This is a genomic window from Psychrobacter sp. Arc29 (assembly GCF_041431175.1).
Classification (GTDB): Bacteria; Pseudomonadota; Gammaproteobacteria; order Pseudomonadales; family Moraxellaceae; genus Psychrobacter.
The window spans coordinates 560,686-576,343 of record NZ_JASMRR010000001.1 but is presented as its reverse complement, the minus strand read 5'-3'; the positions used below and the strand labels follow the sequence as shown (position 1 = coordinate 576,343).

Below are 15,658 nucleotides of genomic sequence, written 5' to 3'. Positions count from 1 at the left end.
GTGATTAGTCGTCTTTTTTATCATCATCGCTGTCGCCCGGTATGATGGCTTTACCTACAGCAACGGTTCCTTTGACCACACCTTTGGTGGTTTTATAAGCGATTTTGGCAGGTACGGTGACAATTTTATGTACACAAGCCTGTAGTAAAAATATGCTTGTGAGAATAACGATCAAATGCATTTTTTTCATAACTTTCCTACGATTCAGTGGCTGCTCTGATGATAGCCATCAGATAGGTGACAATCATAAACGATTAAAACCTTTCTATAAAGCATCTCTTACTATCAATCTCATACGCATTTAAAATATGGACTTGCCCATGACTTCTATTCCTCTTTGTCTACCCGACTCTATCACGCCTGAGCAGTTTTTGGCTGAATACTGGCAGAAGAAACCCTTACTTATCAAGCAAGGCTTAACGCAGCTGATTGATATGTTTGAGCCAGATGACATGATTGGTCTTGCTCTTGAAGAAGACGCTAGCGCACGCTTATTGACCCAAGCGGCAAGTAAAAAACAAGGTCAAGCGCAGTGGCAACTCAAAAAAAGCCCACTGAGCGAAACTGACTTTGACAACCTGCCAGAACAATGGACTGTACTGGTACAAAATCTAGAACAGTGGTCGCCAGAGCTCGGTCAGTTGTGGCAAGCGTTTGACTTTATTCCACAGTGGCAGCGTGACGATATTATGGTCTCTTATGCGCCAAAAGGTGGTTCCGTTGGTAAACATTATGACGACTACGATGTGTTTCTGGCACAAGGCTATGGCTCTAGGCGCTGGCAGTTGGGCAAATTCTGTGATGAGCAGACAGAGTTTGTCGCTGATGAGCCTATTCGCTTGTTTGATGACATGGGTGAGCTTATTTTTGATGAGATACTAGAAGCGGGTGATGTGCTTTATGTACCGCCTAAATTATCGCATTTCGGTGTGGCGCAAGACGACTGTCTGACTTTCTCTTTTGGCTGTCGTCGTCCAAATTTGATGCAAATCATCGATAGTGTGGCGGATATTGCAACCAATGACAGCCAGTTATTTATCCCTATGCTACTACCACAAGCGTTGCAAAATTCAGGTGAACTGCAAGCGGACAGCATCGCTGCGATCAAAGCGCAATTGCTAGAGATGCTACAATCTGAGCGCGGTGATGATATGATTCGTCAAGCCGTCTCTGAAGTGGTTGGTAAGCGTCAATATGATGCGCTCATGCCAGAGGAAACACTGGATACTGAAGCGCTCATGCAGGCATTGTCTGAGGGTGCGACACTACAAGCAGATTATAGCAATCGCCTACTCTATGGCAAAACTGATGATGGTATTGTGCTATATGCCAATGGGCAGCGTCTCGATGGACTTGATGATGCAGCAATAGCAGTGTTGGTACGTTTGGCTGATGGAGAGCTATTACAGCATACTGATGTGAAGGATATCGATGCAGATGATTTAAGCGAATGGTTAGAGAATGGCTGGATATGGATTGAAATGGCTGAATAAGACCGCGTCATTGTTTTCAGTTAAATCACTCAAATAAAAAAACCGCTATCTGATAATTACTCAGATAGCGGTTTTTTCTTATGCATATTATACAATTACTCGTTCAATACTCATGATGATGTATCAAACGCCGCTTAGTATTTATTAAAACCACTATAAACACTAAGCGGGTTGGTCGTTAATACTATTACTCTGTACCAAGCTCAAGCAAGCTCGCGTTACCACCGATTGCTGTGGTGTTAATAGTCTTAACACGCTCAGTGACAAAACGATGCAGATAATCAGGCGTTAACATTTCTGATAAGCCTTCCATATCAGTGACGCTAATCACTTGCGTCAAAATACCGTCTGTCTTAGCAAGCTCTTGACTGATGGCTTGTACTTCGCTGTGGTTACCAGAAACAGCCACTTGGGCAAGACGATCGATATACAGAAGCGTGGTGGTCTGAGAGTCATTAGCCACACTCAATACATCTTCACTAATACCTGTATCGTACAATATCTTAGCAGCTTCATTGCACATCTCATCTTGGCTTGGGCAATGCAATATGACTTCATTACCAGTCAATAATGCGGCTATCAGCTGCCCTAGCACTGCCATTGCTCTGGCAGACTCTTCACCAATGACCATTGTCTTACCACGACCAGTAACATATAAGTCATTCGACTCGCCAGTTGCGCCAGTCATACGATGCGTCTCATCCAAACTAGGAGCCGCGCTCAATAGGTGATTGAACAGACGCTTTGCTTTGTTAGCATCACCAGTCAATAGAGACAACTTTGGAATTGCCGCCTCTAGGTACGTTGCGCGATTGACCGCGCCAAGTAGTCGCCAAGATTCACAAACCTGGGCATGATTTTTTTTGAATTCAGTCGCCATGTTGCTACTCCTTATGCGAGTTCTGTTTGAGTGGTTGTTTGGGTGTTAGCATTTGTTTGGTTGCTGCCATTTGATTCTGAGCTAAGCTGCATCAGACGCGCAACATAATGCGGGCCACCAGCTTTAGGACCAGTACCAGATAGACCACAACCACCGAATGGCTGGACGTTTACGACCGCGCCGATTTGGTTACGGTTGATATAAGTGTTACCTACAAAAGCACGGCGCTCGATATGCTCAACAGTTTTTTCGATACGGCTATGGATGCCCATAGTCAAACCAAAGCCTGTGTTATTGATAGAATCAATGAGCTTATTCAGATCACGTGCTTTATAGCGCAATACATGTAGGATTGGGCCAAAATGCTCACCACCAATAACGTCTATGCTTTGTACTTCAATCGCTGTTGGCAGTACAAAGGTAGAGTTTTCTTGGCTGACAACCGAGCTTGAGCTCATTGGTGTTTGAGCCAAGATAGTCGCAGTTGGCTCAGCATCCATACGCGCGATGTGCGCCTCAAGTCCATTTTTAGCATCAGCATCAATCACTGGACCTACATCTGTGGCAGCGTATAGCGGGTTGCCAACAGAAAGCTCAGCCATATTACCTTGCAATAGCTCGATCAAATCATCAGCCATCTCTTCCTGTACACATAGTATACGGCAAGCTGAACAACGCTGACCTGCTGAACCAAATGCAGATAGAACAGCATCTTTAACGACTTGCTCTGGCAGTGCTGTTGAATCAACAATCATCGCGTTCTGACCACCAGTCTCAGCGATAAATACAGGCAGCTCGCCACTCGCTTGTGCATGATTATTCAAGCTTTGGTTGATACGCTGAGCAGTTTGAGTTGAGCCAGTAAATATCACACCTGCTATGTTGTCAGCAGCCGTTAGCGCTCCGCCCACGTCACCAGCACCTGTTACCAATTGCAGTGCTTCTGCTGGTACACCCGCTTGATACATTAGTTGCGCACCAAAATGAGCAATCAAGCTGGTTTGTTCAGCAGGCTTAGCAACTACGGTGTTACCTGCTGCCAGTGCCGCCACGATTTGACCCGTGTAGATGGCCAATGGGAAGTTCCATGGGCTAATACACACAAAAGTGCCACGTGGTTTATAAACTTGACGAGATTGCTTACCAGACAAATCTGTAAACTCATGCACGACATCGTCTAGGCGCTCTGCTTCATCAGCGTAAAAACGACAGAAATCAACGGCTTCTTTGATTTCATCGATACTGTCTTGCATGGTCTTACCAGCTTCGACTTGGCAGAGTACCATTAGCTCAGCGTAGTTTTCTTCAAATAGCTCAGCCATCTTACGCAAGATTGCTGCACGTTTGGCTACTGTCACGTTCTGCCACGTACTTTGACCAGCAACAGCGACATCAATCGCTTGACGAGCCAGTTCTGCGTTGGCATATTTGACTTCACCAGCGCTTACGTCATGATTCCAAGGCGCAAGTACAGGCTGAGCATCAAGCTGATGGGTGACACCATCTACTTCATATTCATTCACTGCTTGACCGTTGATGATAGGTGTCGCTGACCATTTTTTATTGAGATGGCTATCAATAGCTGCTTTAAACGGCAACCACTGTGACTCTACAAATATGTTAGGGCCAAAACTTGCACGTCGCGAACCATAAATCTCTAATGGTAGCGGGATATCTGGGTTGTGCAATGTTGGATTGGCAAGTAGCTTGTCATATGGATGTACAGTTAGTTTTTCAATCGGATACGACTTGTCTAATAACTGATGGACAAACGAGCTGTTGGCACCGTTCTCTAACAAACGACGTACCAAATATGGTAGCAAGTCTTTGTGCGCGCCAACTGGTGCATAGATACGTACAGGAATCTCATAAGCTTGCAAAATATGGTCATAAAGTGCATCACCCATACCGTGCAAACGCTGGAACTCAAACTCTTTATGCTGACTCATGGTCATGATTGAAGAAAGCGTGTGCGCATTATGCGTTGCAAACTGTGGCCAGATAAGACCGCGCAGATGATCTGACAACAAGAAGCGTGCACAAGCAAGATATGCGGTATCTGTACCTTCTTTACGCGTCCAAACAGGATAGCCTGACAGACCTTTTTGCTGCGCAAGTTTGATCTCAGTATCCCAATAAGCGCCTTTTACCAGACGTACTGGAATGCGATCACCGACTTCAGAAGACAAACGAGCAAGCCAAGCCAATACAGCGATAGCACGTTTAGAATAACCCTGTACAACGATACCTAGGCCATCCCAACCAGCTGTTGAGTTATCACGGTACAGAGACTCAAACAGTTTTAAAGAAATCTCAAGACGATCGGCTTCTTCGGCATCAATACTAAGATCAACATTGACTTCGCGTGCCGCTTCAATAAGGAGCAAGCAGCGTTGACGCAATAGACCCATGACCTGAGCTTCTTGTGTCGCTTCATAGCGAGGATGTAGCGCAGACAATTTGATAGATACTGATGGCTTTGGCATACCTTCTTTGACTTTGACGTTGGCCGTCGCTTTGATCGCATGCAAGTAGTCATTGAAGTATTTTTCAGCATCTCTATGCGTGATAGCCGCTTCACCTAGCATATCGAATGAATAGGTATAACCTTTATTACGATATGGCTGGCTGTTTTTATTGGCGTCTTCAATGGTTTCGCCCAATACAAACTGGTGGCCCATGATACGCATGGCCTTTTGCATGGCACTACGAATGACAGGCTCGCCCATCTTTTTGGTCATGCGATCCAAGAAACCTGATGCAGTGGTGCTGCTATCAATACTGACGACACGGCCTGTCATCATCATGCCCCAAGTAGAGGCATTGACCATGAAACCATTGTCATTTTTGATGTGCTTTTTCCAATCAGCCACACTCATTTTGTCATGAATCAATGCATCAGCAGTATAATTGTCTGGCACTCGAATCAAAGCTTCTGCCAAGCTCATGAGCAAGATACCTTCTTGGGTATCAAGGCTATACTCAAGCAATAATGAGTCAACCATCTTGACGGCTTTACCATCGTTACGCACATGCTCAACCAGCTTGCGTGTCTGCTCAGCGGCAGCATCACGCTCTTGTGTACTAGGCTTGGCAAGTGGCAATAAATCAGACAACCAACGCTGTTCATCAACGCTATATAGTGGCGAAATACGCTTATATAGCTCTTCTATTGGCTGGGCAAGATACTCTGGCGACAGCATATCAACAGGATTGAACAAAATCGGCTCTTGCGGGGTAAACTGGTCTACTGGGTTCATAACAACTCCATAACTATCGTTTAAAAACCATAATAAATGGTGCTTTAGGAAGTCTGATCGTCCTGCATAACTGCTCGTAACCGCTATCAAAATAGAGGTTATTGACGGATATTCACAGCAATAATCAAAAGACCAAACGGCGCCATCACAAAACTAGAAAATCCAGCACATGCTGGAGATGGTTAAGTAGGTCGTTCAACTGTTAAACGGGCTACGTTAACAATACAAAGGCAACAACGAAAAATTAAGCGGCATTAGTGCCTTCTTCTTGTTAGTAGTGAAAGGAGTGTGATGGACAAATATCGCTTGAATGAAGTGATAGAAAATCACTTGAACAAGCCCAAACATACCATCTTAAATGTGCAAATTCACTGTAAGAAAAACCTCTACGGCGTTGATTGAGGTGATGCGCTTAACTCGGCTATAATATCATGAAAAAAAAATTCAAACTAACGATTTTTTTTATTTTTATAAATTAATTTGCCTTTAAATAACAAAGACTTACAAGCACTTTATCAGTCATGACGCTTTGGTTATATTTTTTAGTTTACTATTACTGATTAATTATTACCAAAATTTTGGGTTCTAATCTCACAAATTTTAGGCTCACTAGTAAGCTAAGTACTGTCTCCAAATAATAAAAACCCTCTTTACCATCAAGTGATAAAGAGGGTTCTATTGTTAGGTCTCATACCTAGCACAATACGCCTTACAAGAAGATGATTTTAACCAATAGCACAAGGGTCAAAAGCCATACAGCAATGCTGATATCAGCGAACTTGCCAGCGATTGCTTTGACCGCGGTAAAGGTGATAAAACCAAGCGCGATGCCATCAGCGATAGAGTATGTCAGCGGTGTGAACAGCAATACAACCACAACAGGCGCCGCTTCTGTTAAGTCGCTCCAGTCGATGTCTTTTAAGGTGCCCATCATCAGTACGGCAACATAAAATATGGCACCGGCCGTCGCGTAGGCTGGGATCATACCGGCTAATGGAGAAAAGAAAATGCTTAGTAAAAATAACACACCAACAGTGACTGCCATCAACCCTGTACGGCCACCTGAGGCAATGCCAGAGATACTTTCAATATAACTGGTTGTCGATGACGTACCAAGTAAAGAGCCTGCGACCGTCGCTGTTGAGTCTGCTAATAGCGCCTTGCCCATATTCGGGATATTGCCGTCTTTATCAGTTAACTTGGCTTGGCTAGTGGTTGCAATGAGCGTACCTGCAGTATCAAATAAATCCACAAATAAGAAAGCGAAGATCACACTGATCATACCGACATCAAATGCGCCAGCGATATCGAGCTGCATCAGTGTTGGCGCGATTGAAGGTGGTGCCGATATGATACCGGTAAACTGTGTATAGCCCATTAGCAAGCTAATCAGAGCAACCAGCAAAATACCAATGGTTACCGCGCCTGGGACTCTTTTATAAGACAGACCGATAATGACGACAAAACCTAATGAAGCCAATACAGGGCCAAATGACGTCATATCACCAAGGGCAACCAAGGTCGCATCATGATTGACGATGATACCTGCACTCTGCAAAGCAATAAAAGCCAAGAATGCACCAATACCAGCGACCACGCCGTTTTTGAGAGAGTTTGGAATCGCATTAATGATCGCTTCACGAATTTTAAATAGACTTAATAGTACAAAGATACAACCTGACAAGAACACCGCACCCAGTGCGGTTTGCCATGCATAGCCCATACCTAGAACCACGCCATACGTAAAGAAGGCATTAAGTCCCATGCCTGGCGCTAACGCTACTGGTAGTCGGGCATAAATACCCATGATAAAACAACCTACCGCTGCGGCCAAACAAGTTGCAACAAATACAGCCCCTTTATCCATACCCGCATCGGCTAAGACATTAGGGTTAACAAAGATGATATAAGCCATCGTTAAAAACGTGGTTATACCAGCGACGATTTCTGTTTTGATTGTGGTATTGTCACCATTAATCCCAAAATAGCGTTCAATTGCATTCATAAGTGTCGCCCCCGACTGGATAATAAAAAGTCACCACTACCTAAAATCAAACATAACCTCAGCAAGAATAGCAATGCCGCAGTAAGAATAATGTAGTAACAAAGCGTAACATATTAGACGAGTTATCTTACAAACTCAATCGCTGATAATGTCTAACTCGTATAAAAAAGCAGTTAAAAACATCACTTTTATAACGACGAAAAGTCTATACAAATTTGAATTTTCTTATATCCTCTAGATCAAATCATTTGTGCATATTAATAATAAGATAGTGAGTTACCATCACAACGTTAAGATACTTAATATTTGATATTTCGTACTTTTCATCTGGTTAACACATTAATAATGACGTTTCTTTCATTTAGAAGTAAACTAACAGGCTATTATGTTGATGTCTCAGTGGTTGAGCGTGGTCTCAAATAGTCTCTTACTAAACCAGATTGCCGAGATCTTTACTGCGCTTAAGATTCAACGATAAAGTATGCTTATTATTTTTAGGGTTCGTTTGGTTTGGATATCTTTATTTAAACCAGCTGTTGTCAATTATCCGTGAGTCCATTACATGCCTGAATCATTAAATATTATTGATCTTATTACCCAAGCCAGTCTATTGGTACAGATTGTGATGGCATTATTGCTGTTAGCTTCTTTGTTCAGTTGGGTCATTATTTTCCGTATGAGTGCGCGACTCGGTACGGCCAAAAACTTTGATCAACAATTTGAAACTTGGTTTTGGTCAGGCGAAGATTTAGCAAAGCTGTATCAAGGCGTACAAGGCTCACCTGATCGCCAAGGACTTGAGCAGATTTTTTATGTGGGTTTTTCAGAATATCTAAGAATGCATAAAAAGCGTCAACCTAAAGATGACATCATCGACGGTGTCGAGCGTAAACTGCGCGTCGGCTTGGGCCGTCAGCAGCAATTACTCGAGTCAGGACTGACGACACTAGCAAGTGTCGGCTCGGTAGCTCCTTACATCGGACTGTTTGGAACCGTTTGGGGCATCATGAATGCGTTTTTGGGACTGTCGCAAACGGAGCAAGCCACCCTAGCCTCTGTCGCGCCTGGTATTGCTGAGGCGCTAATTGCGACAGCAATGGGCTTGTTTGCCGCTATTCCTGCTGTATTGGCATACAACCATTTTACGGCAAAATCGAGCCGTCTTTATGATTCACGAGCATTGTTCTGTGACGAGATGACAGGCATGCTACAGCGCGAGACCAGTGTACAAAGCCCTGTTACGAGAGAAACCCAAGTGAGTGCCACTCAGGTGAATGGGTTATGAAACCAAATCCCTATCGCCGTGAGAAAAAAGCGCTGAATGCAGAGATGAACGTCGTTCCTTACATCGACGTTATGCTGGTGCTATTGGTGATATTTATGGTGACCGCACCCATGCTCATTACGGGTGTCGATGTTGATTTGCCAAAAGAGCAAACCAATACCATGAGTCAGAGCCAGTTGCCCGTCATTGTCTCATTGACTGACAGTGGTGAGATTTTTATCAGTTATGAAAATAATATCGACCTGCCTATTAGTGAGCCTGAGCTAATTAACACTTTGTCGAACTTACAATCTCAGAGCGGTAATACTGATGCCGAGCCATTGCAAGTGATGATTAATGCTGATCAAAATAACCAATATGGCGCTATCATGACGCTCATGGCAACTTTGCAGCAGGCAGGTATTGAAAAAGTAGGGTTATTGACTGGTGCGCCTCTACCGACGCCATCGCTTCAATAGCTATATCTTCTATATAGGCATGTCACATCATAGCAGCCAATCCGATAAACCACGTTCATGAGTATCCATACCATGCATAATGCGCCTGCCGTCTATGTCCCCACCGAACCTGAAGGTAACGGGCTAACATTGCCTACGTTACTCAGTTTGCTAGCACATGGTCTTATAATCGGCATACTGGTTTATAACTATCAAACCACTGAGGTTGAGACTGCGGGTAGTATTGAGACGGTCATGGTATCTCCTGAGCAGCTCGCTGAAATGCAAGGACAGATATTGGCCAATCGTGCAGCAGCCAGCGCCATGCAAATGGACAGCAGCACCAGCGACTCAGCCAGTAGCGCTCAACAAGAAACCTCAAGCAGTAGTAGCACAAGCGCTCAAAATCCAAGCCAGCCGAACTCTCAGCGTGTCCCTGTGTTTACGCGATCTGATGAGCCTGCCAGTCAGCCCATGCTTATGAGTGAAGAGCAACATCAACGCTTGCGTGAACAAAACCAAGAGTATGAGCGCAGAATGGCAGAGTGGGCAGCGCAGCTAGACGAATCCGCGATAGAGGAGCTTGATCAAGTAGAGCAAGACAAAAGAGAGCAGATGATCGAGGAGCAAAAACGGCTTGGAGATTTTCGTCAAAAGCAAAACAATCCACCCAAGATTAAACGCCCTACTGCTAACGATCGTAACATAGAGATTGATACCGATGGCTCTGGCAACGCAGGCAGAACCTTTAGCCTGTCAGATGGCCAGTCAACCCTCTCTGGCGACACATCAACCTCTAGCACCTCGAAAGGTAGTAGTCGCTCTGCCTCAAGTGGTAGCCGCGGTGCCAGTAACAGTGAGATCATAAACCTAATCAAACGTAATTATACCCCGCCGACCGCAGCGAGAGGCTCTACCCAGCGTGCAACGTTGACGATCACCGTCAATGCAAATGGCGATGTGGTCAATGTCACCGCATCTGGTCCTGATAGCGTCGTTAACGAAGCCGCCAGACAAGCAGTGCTCAACACAGGCAGCTTACCGATTGATGCTGATGACCCTAAATACCCTACCTTTACCATACAGTTTAAAGGTAGCAATTAATCAGTTGCTAGAGCCTTGTATTATTGATAACGTGACATTAAACGGCTTGTATCGCATAGGTTTTTGTTTCATCTAAATGCTTGCCTAATCGACTATAAAAATGACTATCATATTAATTTTAGGAGCGCCATTGACCCATGCATACTCATAAAAAACTACTAGCCTCTTTACTTGCGGGTAGTTCAGCATTACTTATCTCGCAAAACGTGCTCGCAGCCCCTGTCGTATTAGAATTGGACTATGAAATTCCTGTCCAACAAAACCAAGTCGCGTTTGTACCATTTGCAGGTGATTCTGTTTTGTCCCCTATTATTTTAAATGATTTGAATAATACAGAACTAAAAGTCACCAGCCAAAACCTACCGCAGCAGCCACGCAGCAGTAGCGAGCTGGCAGGCACACTGCCAGTATGGCAAAGCATGGGCATACCTTATTTGGTCGTCGGCAGCACTCGTACCAATCGCGGCAAAATCGTCACCGATTACGAAGTCATCGATGTCAAATCTGGTCGCGTGATAGAGGGCAAGCAAAGCCTAACCGCTGACAATAATAGAGAAAGCATGCGCTACGCCGGTCACGTCATCGCAGATAAAGTCTATGAGCTGATTACGGGCATTCCAGGGGATTTCTCAGGGCGTATTGCTTATATAGAAGAAACAGGGACTGGCAAACAAAAAGTCTCTCGTCTAAAAGTGATGGATGCAGATGGCGAAAATGCCAAAACCATCACTGAGGTAGCAGGGTCTATCTTCTCACCAGCATGGTCACCTGATGGCAATCGCATTGCCTACTCAGTACAACGCGAAAAATCATATCCTGTTATCTACATTCAAAATGTCAGTGGTGGCGGCGCAAGTGCGCTCACGCCTTTCGCTGGTAGTAACATGAGTCCGTCGTTCTCTCCTGATGGTAGCAAGATACTATTCTCTAGTAGCTTTGAGGGCAGTGCCGATATTTATGAGATGAGCGCAAGCGGCGGCACTCCTAGACGACTCACTAATTTGCCAAGCAGTGAAGTGCAACCAAGCTACGCCCCTGATGGCAAGTCATTCGTATTTGTCAGTGACAAAACTGGCTTTAACAAACCACAAGTCTATCGTTATGAATTTGGCTCGGGACGCATGACCAAAGTATCAAATGGTGGCTATGCGACTAGCCCGCAGTTCAGTAGTGACGGGACACAAATTGCCTTTTTAAGTGGACGCTCAGCCGCTATTATGAATAGTAATGGTGCGGTAACGACCAACCTTGGTAATACGGGTATCGATGAAGCCCCAAGCTTCTCACCCAATGGCAAGCGCGTGGTCTATGCGTCTACCCAAGGCGGCAAAGGCGTACTAACGATTAAATCATTGAATGGTGGCGAAGCGTTCGGTAAATCAGGACAAGGCATCATCCGCTCACCTGTGTGGTCATCAAGTCCAAAGTAATCTAGGCGGCTTAGGCAACTGAGTCATAACGTTAGAGTTTACTCATACAAAAAAGCCTCAATCATATTCATTATGATTGAGGCTTTTTTGTATGAGCTGTTAGAAGAAAAGTAATGAAGCCTACTGTTAGTAAAACCTGCTCGCTATCTTATGCACTTTTCTTAGGCACTCTTCATTCGGACTTGTTTTTATTTTTTACTAGTAACAAACCCGTAAACCGGTTAGTACCAAAAAAAACATTGCATTAACTTTCATTTTACCTATATCCTAAATAGGTCTGACTAATTGGTCAGGTTATCTCAATAAAAGCCAACAAATATAAACTATTTTTATTGTCTATTTTAAGGTCGGGAACTTACCCCTATTATTCGAATCGATAAAAAACAGGTCAAGGATTGGATTTTAATTTTTATCTAATGATTTGTTACGTTGTCAGATGTCTACAGTTAACTGGGTGCTAAGCAGTTATTCTAGGAGGAAACCACCATGAGTGAAAACGTTCCAGCAAATACCGATTTACTGTATAGACTTCATGACCGCCCCACCCCTCTCAAAGCATTTTTAGGTGCTATACAGCATGTACTTGCTGCTTTCGTTGGTATTATTACTCCCTCATTAATCATAGGTGGCACTTTAGGTCTAGGGGAACATATTCCTTATCTTCTTAGCATGTCCTTGATCGTATCTGGGGTAGCGACTTTTATTCAAACTCGAAAAGTAGGACCAATTGGCTCTGGCCTTATGGCATTACAAGGCACCAGTTTTGGTTTTTTGGCGGCAGTATTGACAGCAGGATTTGTAGTAAAAAATCGCGGTGGTAGTCCTGAAGAGATTTTATCCGTTATCTTTGGTGTGTCGTTTCTCGGTGCATTTGTTGAGATATTTTTGAGTCAATTTATCACCAAACTCAAATCGTTTATGAGCCCTATTGTTACTGGCTGTGTGATTGTTACGATTGGTTTGTCCCTAACAAAGGTAGGTCTCACTGATTTGGCAGGTGGGTTTGGTGCTGAGGATTTCGGTAGTATTCCAAACCTACTCTTAGGTGGTGGCGTACTCGTCAGTGTGGTACTCATTAGCATTATTAACAATAAGGTTGTTCGCTCAAGTGCTATCTTTATCGGTCTGATGTTAGGCCTGCTCGCTGCAGTATTTATGGGACGTATTGATTTTTCATTGGTGTCTGAAGCGGCTTTTTTTACCGTCCCCACTCCCTTCAAATATGGTTTTGGTTTTGATTGGCAGGCATTTATTCCTATTGCCTTTATGTACATCATTACCAGTATTGAGACCTCGGGTGATTTGACCGCTACCTCCATGATTTCAGGTGAGCCAATCAAAGGCCCTCTCTATGAGAAGCGCATCAAAGGGGGTGTATTGGGTGATGGTGTCAACTCTCTGATTGCGGCCGTCTTCAATACTTTTCCTGTGACAACCTTTAGCCAAAACAATGGCGTGATTCAAATGACAGGTATTGCCAGTCGCTATGTTGGCTTTTATGTTGGGGGTATCTTGTGCCTGATGGGTCTATTTCCCGTCCTCGGTGCGATTTTTACACAGCTGCCCAAGCCTGTCGTTGGCGGGGTCACGCTACTGATGTTTGCCACTGTCGCAACTGCGGGTATTCGTATACTATCCACCGTGGATTTTACCCATCGTAATGTCTTGATTATCGCAACATCACTAGGATTAGCAACGGGTATTGCATTCGTTCCTGATGTACTCTCACAAACGCCGCAGTTTTTCCAAAACATCTTTGGCTCAGCGGTGACGATGTCCGGTATTGTGGCAATCACGCTTGATATGATTCTACCAAAAAACTACGGTGTGGAATTTGATACTGCGGAACAACATGCCGAAGATGGCTTAAAAACAGCGCAAAAAGTGGCATAAATTTGAATATTTAGCCCTATCTAAAAGTAAAACGAGGTGCCATAAAATTTGTTTATGCACCTCGTCTGCTATGATCGTTTAATCGTCATTACTTAAATACATATAATCATTCAAGTCCACAGCCTCGTAAAATAAAAGGCACTAGAAAATCTGCTGCGCGCGCTTCATCTTCTGCATCATAAGCTGTTTTGTCCATCAAGCCGACAATTTCAATCTCAAATTCAGCGTAACGCTGAGTCGTCGCCCATATCAAAATTAGTAGTTGCAAGGGATCTGTAATTCCAATCTTGCCTTGCTTGTGCCACTCTTTCATGACTTGCGCTTTATCATTTACCCAATCTTTCATCGTTGTGGACATAAATTCGTGCAAGTGAGGCGCACCGCCGATGACTTCAATGGCAAACAACTTATGGCGACTAGGATTGACAAAAGCTTGATGCAGCTTGGTACGGACAAATTTTTCAATGACGGTTTTTGGATCGCTGTCCACTGTCATTGTCACCAAACCGTCATTCCATTCTTCAATAATTGAACGTAGCACAGCCATATATAGGTTTTTTTTGTTTTTAAAATAATAGTGAACGTTGGCTTTAGGCAGTCCTGCTCGATCAGCAATGCCTTGCATCGTAGCACCGCGATAGCTTTGGAGCACGAACTCCTCTTCAGCCGCTGCCAGTATCAGAGCTTGATTGTGCGCGCGCGTAACTTGTTGACTACGATGCGATGGCGCATCAGTAGTCAGGATATCCTCTTTCTGATTGTCTTGAGTCATAACAATGGTATCTCACTCCAAGTGGCTGGTTCGACAAAATAGTCGCTATATTTTTGAATGTTTTTATATATCAATGCACAAATTTTCGCAGTATTAGCCACTAAACAAAAAAATTTCTTATAAAACAGTTGACCAATTAGTCAGGTTTTAGCAGAATGGTAACTATAAATCAAACATATTACGACCGAATCTATACTGCCATGTCATTTTTGCGGCTAAATTATCAGTATTTTCTCAAAAAACACATTCTGTATCGTCAATTTATCATGATTAGAAAGCTAGCAACTTGAATATGGCCTGTGGGCTTACCTAGCTAAAAATGCAAAAGTCGAAGAATTAAAAAATGAACCATAAAAATATCGATTGATATCGCTAAGTTTAAGCAAAAAACTACCATGTATAAACCTTTATTAAACAATAGTTATCCAGTACACATAATGGACTGTCATATCACAAAAAAAGGATATCACCATGAGCTTAACCTTAGCGCAATTTAATGATTTGTCTCAGGAGGTAGCCGTTGCCCAGCTTTTAATCTGCTGTACCAGTAGCGTTTGGGCAAATAAGCTTGCCGATGCGCGTCCTTTTGTAGATTTCGATGCGCTCTTAGCGAGTAGCGATGCTATCTGGCATGACGTGCAAACCAATGAGGCCAATTTGCTAGAAGCGTTCGATGGACATCCGCAAATCGGTAATGTGGCTTCTTTAAAAGAGAAATATCGCAACACGCAAAGTAGCGCCGCCCATGAACAGTCTGGCGCTAACAATGCTGCAGATGAAGTGCTCGAAGCCCTCGCCAAAGGCAATCGAGACTATCTTGATAAATTTGGTTTTATTTTTATTGTTTTTGCGACCGGCAAAAGCGCACAGCAAATGCTGGATCTGCTATTAACGCGCCTACCAAATGATCGAGCGACAGAACTGGCTAATGCAGCCGCTGAGCAAAATAAAATCACACGTTTACGTCTAAACAAACTATTAGGCAATGCCTAGTTAAACCAGTTGTTGATTAGCAATTTGATAGCTAATTAGTAATACACCGTATTATCAGTGCTCATACAACATCCTAATTATAAGCTGCGCTAGCCTTACCACCCTA

The 15,658-nt window shown here is 43.7% G+C and carries 12 protein-coding genes; 7 read left to right on the top strand and 5 right to left on the bottom strand.

The annotated features are described in order from the left end of the window. Window positions 1–4: 4 nt before the first annotated feature. Entirely contained in the window at window positions 5–190 is a 186-nt protein-coding gene (locus tag QO189_RS02440) for an NF038104 family lipoprotein (RefSeq protein ID WP_371531357.1), read from the bottom strand. Between the two features lie 130 nt (window positions 191–320). Here QO189_RS02440 and QO189_RS02435 point away from each other — a divergent pair, with 130 nt between their 5' ends. Continuing rightward, entirely contained in the window at window positions 321–1,493 is a 1,173-nt protein-coding gene (locus QO189_RS02435) for a JmjC domain-containing protein (protein WP_371531356.1), read from the top strand. A 187-nt stretch (window positions 1,494–1,680) separates the two neighbouring features. Here QO189_RS02435 and QO189_RS02430 read toward each other — a convergent pair whose 3' ends face one another. The 3 genes from QO189_RS02430 to QO189_RS02420 all read right to left on the bottom strand — a co-directional run bounded on the left by QO189_RS02430 (window position 1,681) and on the right by QO189_RS02420 (window position 7,638). Continuing rightward, window positions 1,681–2,373 carry a 1-pyrroline-5-carboxylate dehydrogenase gene (locus tag QO189_RS02430; protein ID WP_201600568.1) on the bottom strand — a complete coding sequence of 231 codons (693 nt, stop codon included), beginning with the start codon at window positions 2,371–2,373 and terminating at the stop codon, window positions 1,681–1,683. An 11-nt stretch (window positions 2,374–2,384) separates the two neighbouring features. Continuing rightward, a complete protein-coding gene (putA, locus tag QO189_RS02425; RefSeq protein WP_371531355.1) occupies window positions 2,385–5,633 on the bottom strand; it encodes a bifunctional proline dehydrogenase/L-glutamate gamma-semialdehyde dehydrogenase PutA in 3,249 nt (1,082 codons plus the stop codon). A gap of 709 nt (window positions 5,634–6,342) precedes the next feature. Beyond that, window positions 6,343–7,638 (bottom strand): NCS2 family permease, encoded by a 1,296-nt coding sequence (locus QO189_RS02420; RefSeq protein ID WP_238037667.1) that lies wholly within the window; start codon window positions 7,636–7,638, stop codon window positions 6,343–6,345. A gap of 562 nt (window positions 7,639–8,200) precedes the next feature. Between QO189_RS02420 and tolQ the strand changes: the two genes are divergently transcribed. The 5 genes from tolQ to QO189_RS02395 all read left to right on the top strand — a co-directional run bounded on the left by tolQ (window position 8,201) and on the right by QO189_RS02395 (window position 13,787). Beyond that, window positions 8,201–8,923, top strand: coding sequence for a protein TolQ (gene tolQ / locus QO189_RS02415; RefSeq protein ID WP_371531354.1), 723 nt, complete (start codon window positions 8,201–8,203; stop codon window positions 8,921–8,923). After that, window positions 8,920–9,381 carry a protein TolR gene (tolR, locus tag QO189_RS02410; protein ID WP_371531353.1) on the top strand — a complete coding sequence of 154 codons (462 nt, stop codon included), beginning with the start codon at window positions 8,920–8,922 and terminating at the stop codon, window positions 9,379–9,381. The genes tolQ and tolR overlap by 4 nt, the downstream gene beginning before the upstream one ends. Before the next feature lie 57 nt (window positions 9,382–9,438). Next, the gene (locus tag QO189_RS02405) at window positions 9,439–10,464 is read left to right on the top strand and encodes an energy transducer TonB (RefSeq protein ID WP_371531352.1); all 1,026 of its coding nucleotides are present in this window, start codon (window positions 9,439–9,441) and stop codon (window positions 10,462–10,464) included. Between the two features lie 137 nt (window positions 10,465–10,601). Then, on the top strand, window positions 10,602–11,894 hold the full coding sequence (locus QO189_RS02400; RefSeq protein ID WP_371531351.1) for a translocation protein TolB: 1,293 nt from the start codon (window positions 10,602–10,604) through the stop codon (window positions 11,892–11,894). A 486-nt stretch (window positions 11,895–12,380) separates the two neighbouring features. Then, window positions 12,381–13,787, top strand: coding sequence for a nucleobase:cation symporter-2 family protein (locus QO189_RS02395; RefSeq protein WP_371531350.1), 1,407 nt, complete (start codon window positions 12,381–12,383; stop codon window positions 13,785–13,787). 106 nt (window positions 13,788–13,893) lie between these two features. Here the strand turns inward: QO189_RS02395 and QO189_RS02390 are convergent, their stop codons facing one another. Next, on the bottom strand, window positions 13,894–14,559 hold the full coding sequence (locus QO189_RS02390; RefSeq protein ID WP_071001416.1) for a TetR/AcrR family transcriptional regulator: 666 nt from the start codon (window positions 14,557–14,559) through the stop codon (window positions 13,894–13,896). A gap of 471 nt (window positions 14,560–15,030) precedes the next feature. On the opposite strand from QO189_RS02390, the gene uraD reads away from it, so the two are divergent. Next, window positions 15,031–15,552 carry a 2-oxo-4-hydroxy-4-carboxy-5-ureidoimidazoline decarboxylase gene (gene uraD / locus QO189_RS02385; protein WP_371531349.1) on the top strand — a complete coding sequence of 174 codons (522 nt, stop codon included), beginning with the start codon at window positions 15,031–15,033 and terminating at the stop codon, window positions 15,550–15,552. Window positions 15,553–15,658 lie beyond the last annotated feature (106 nt).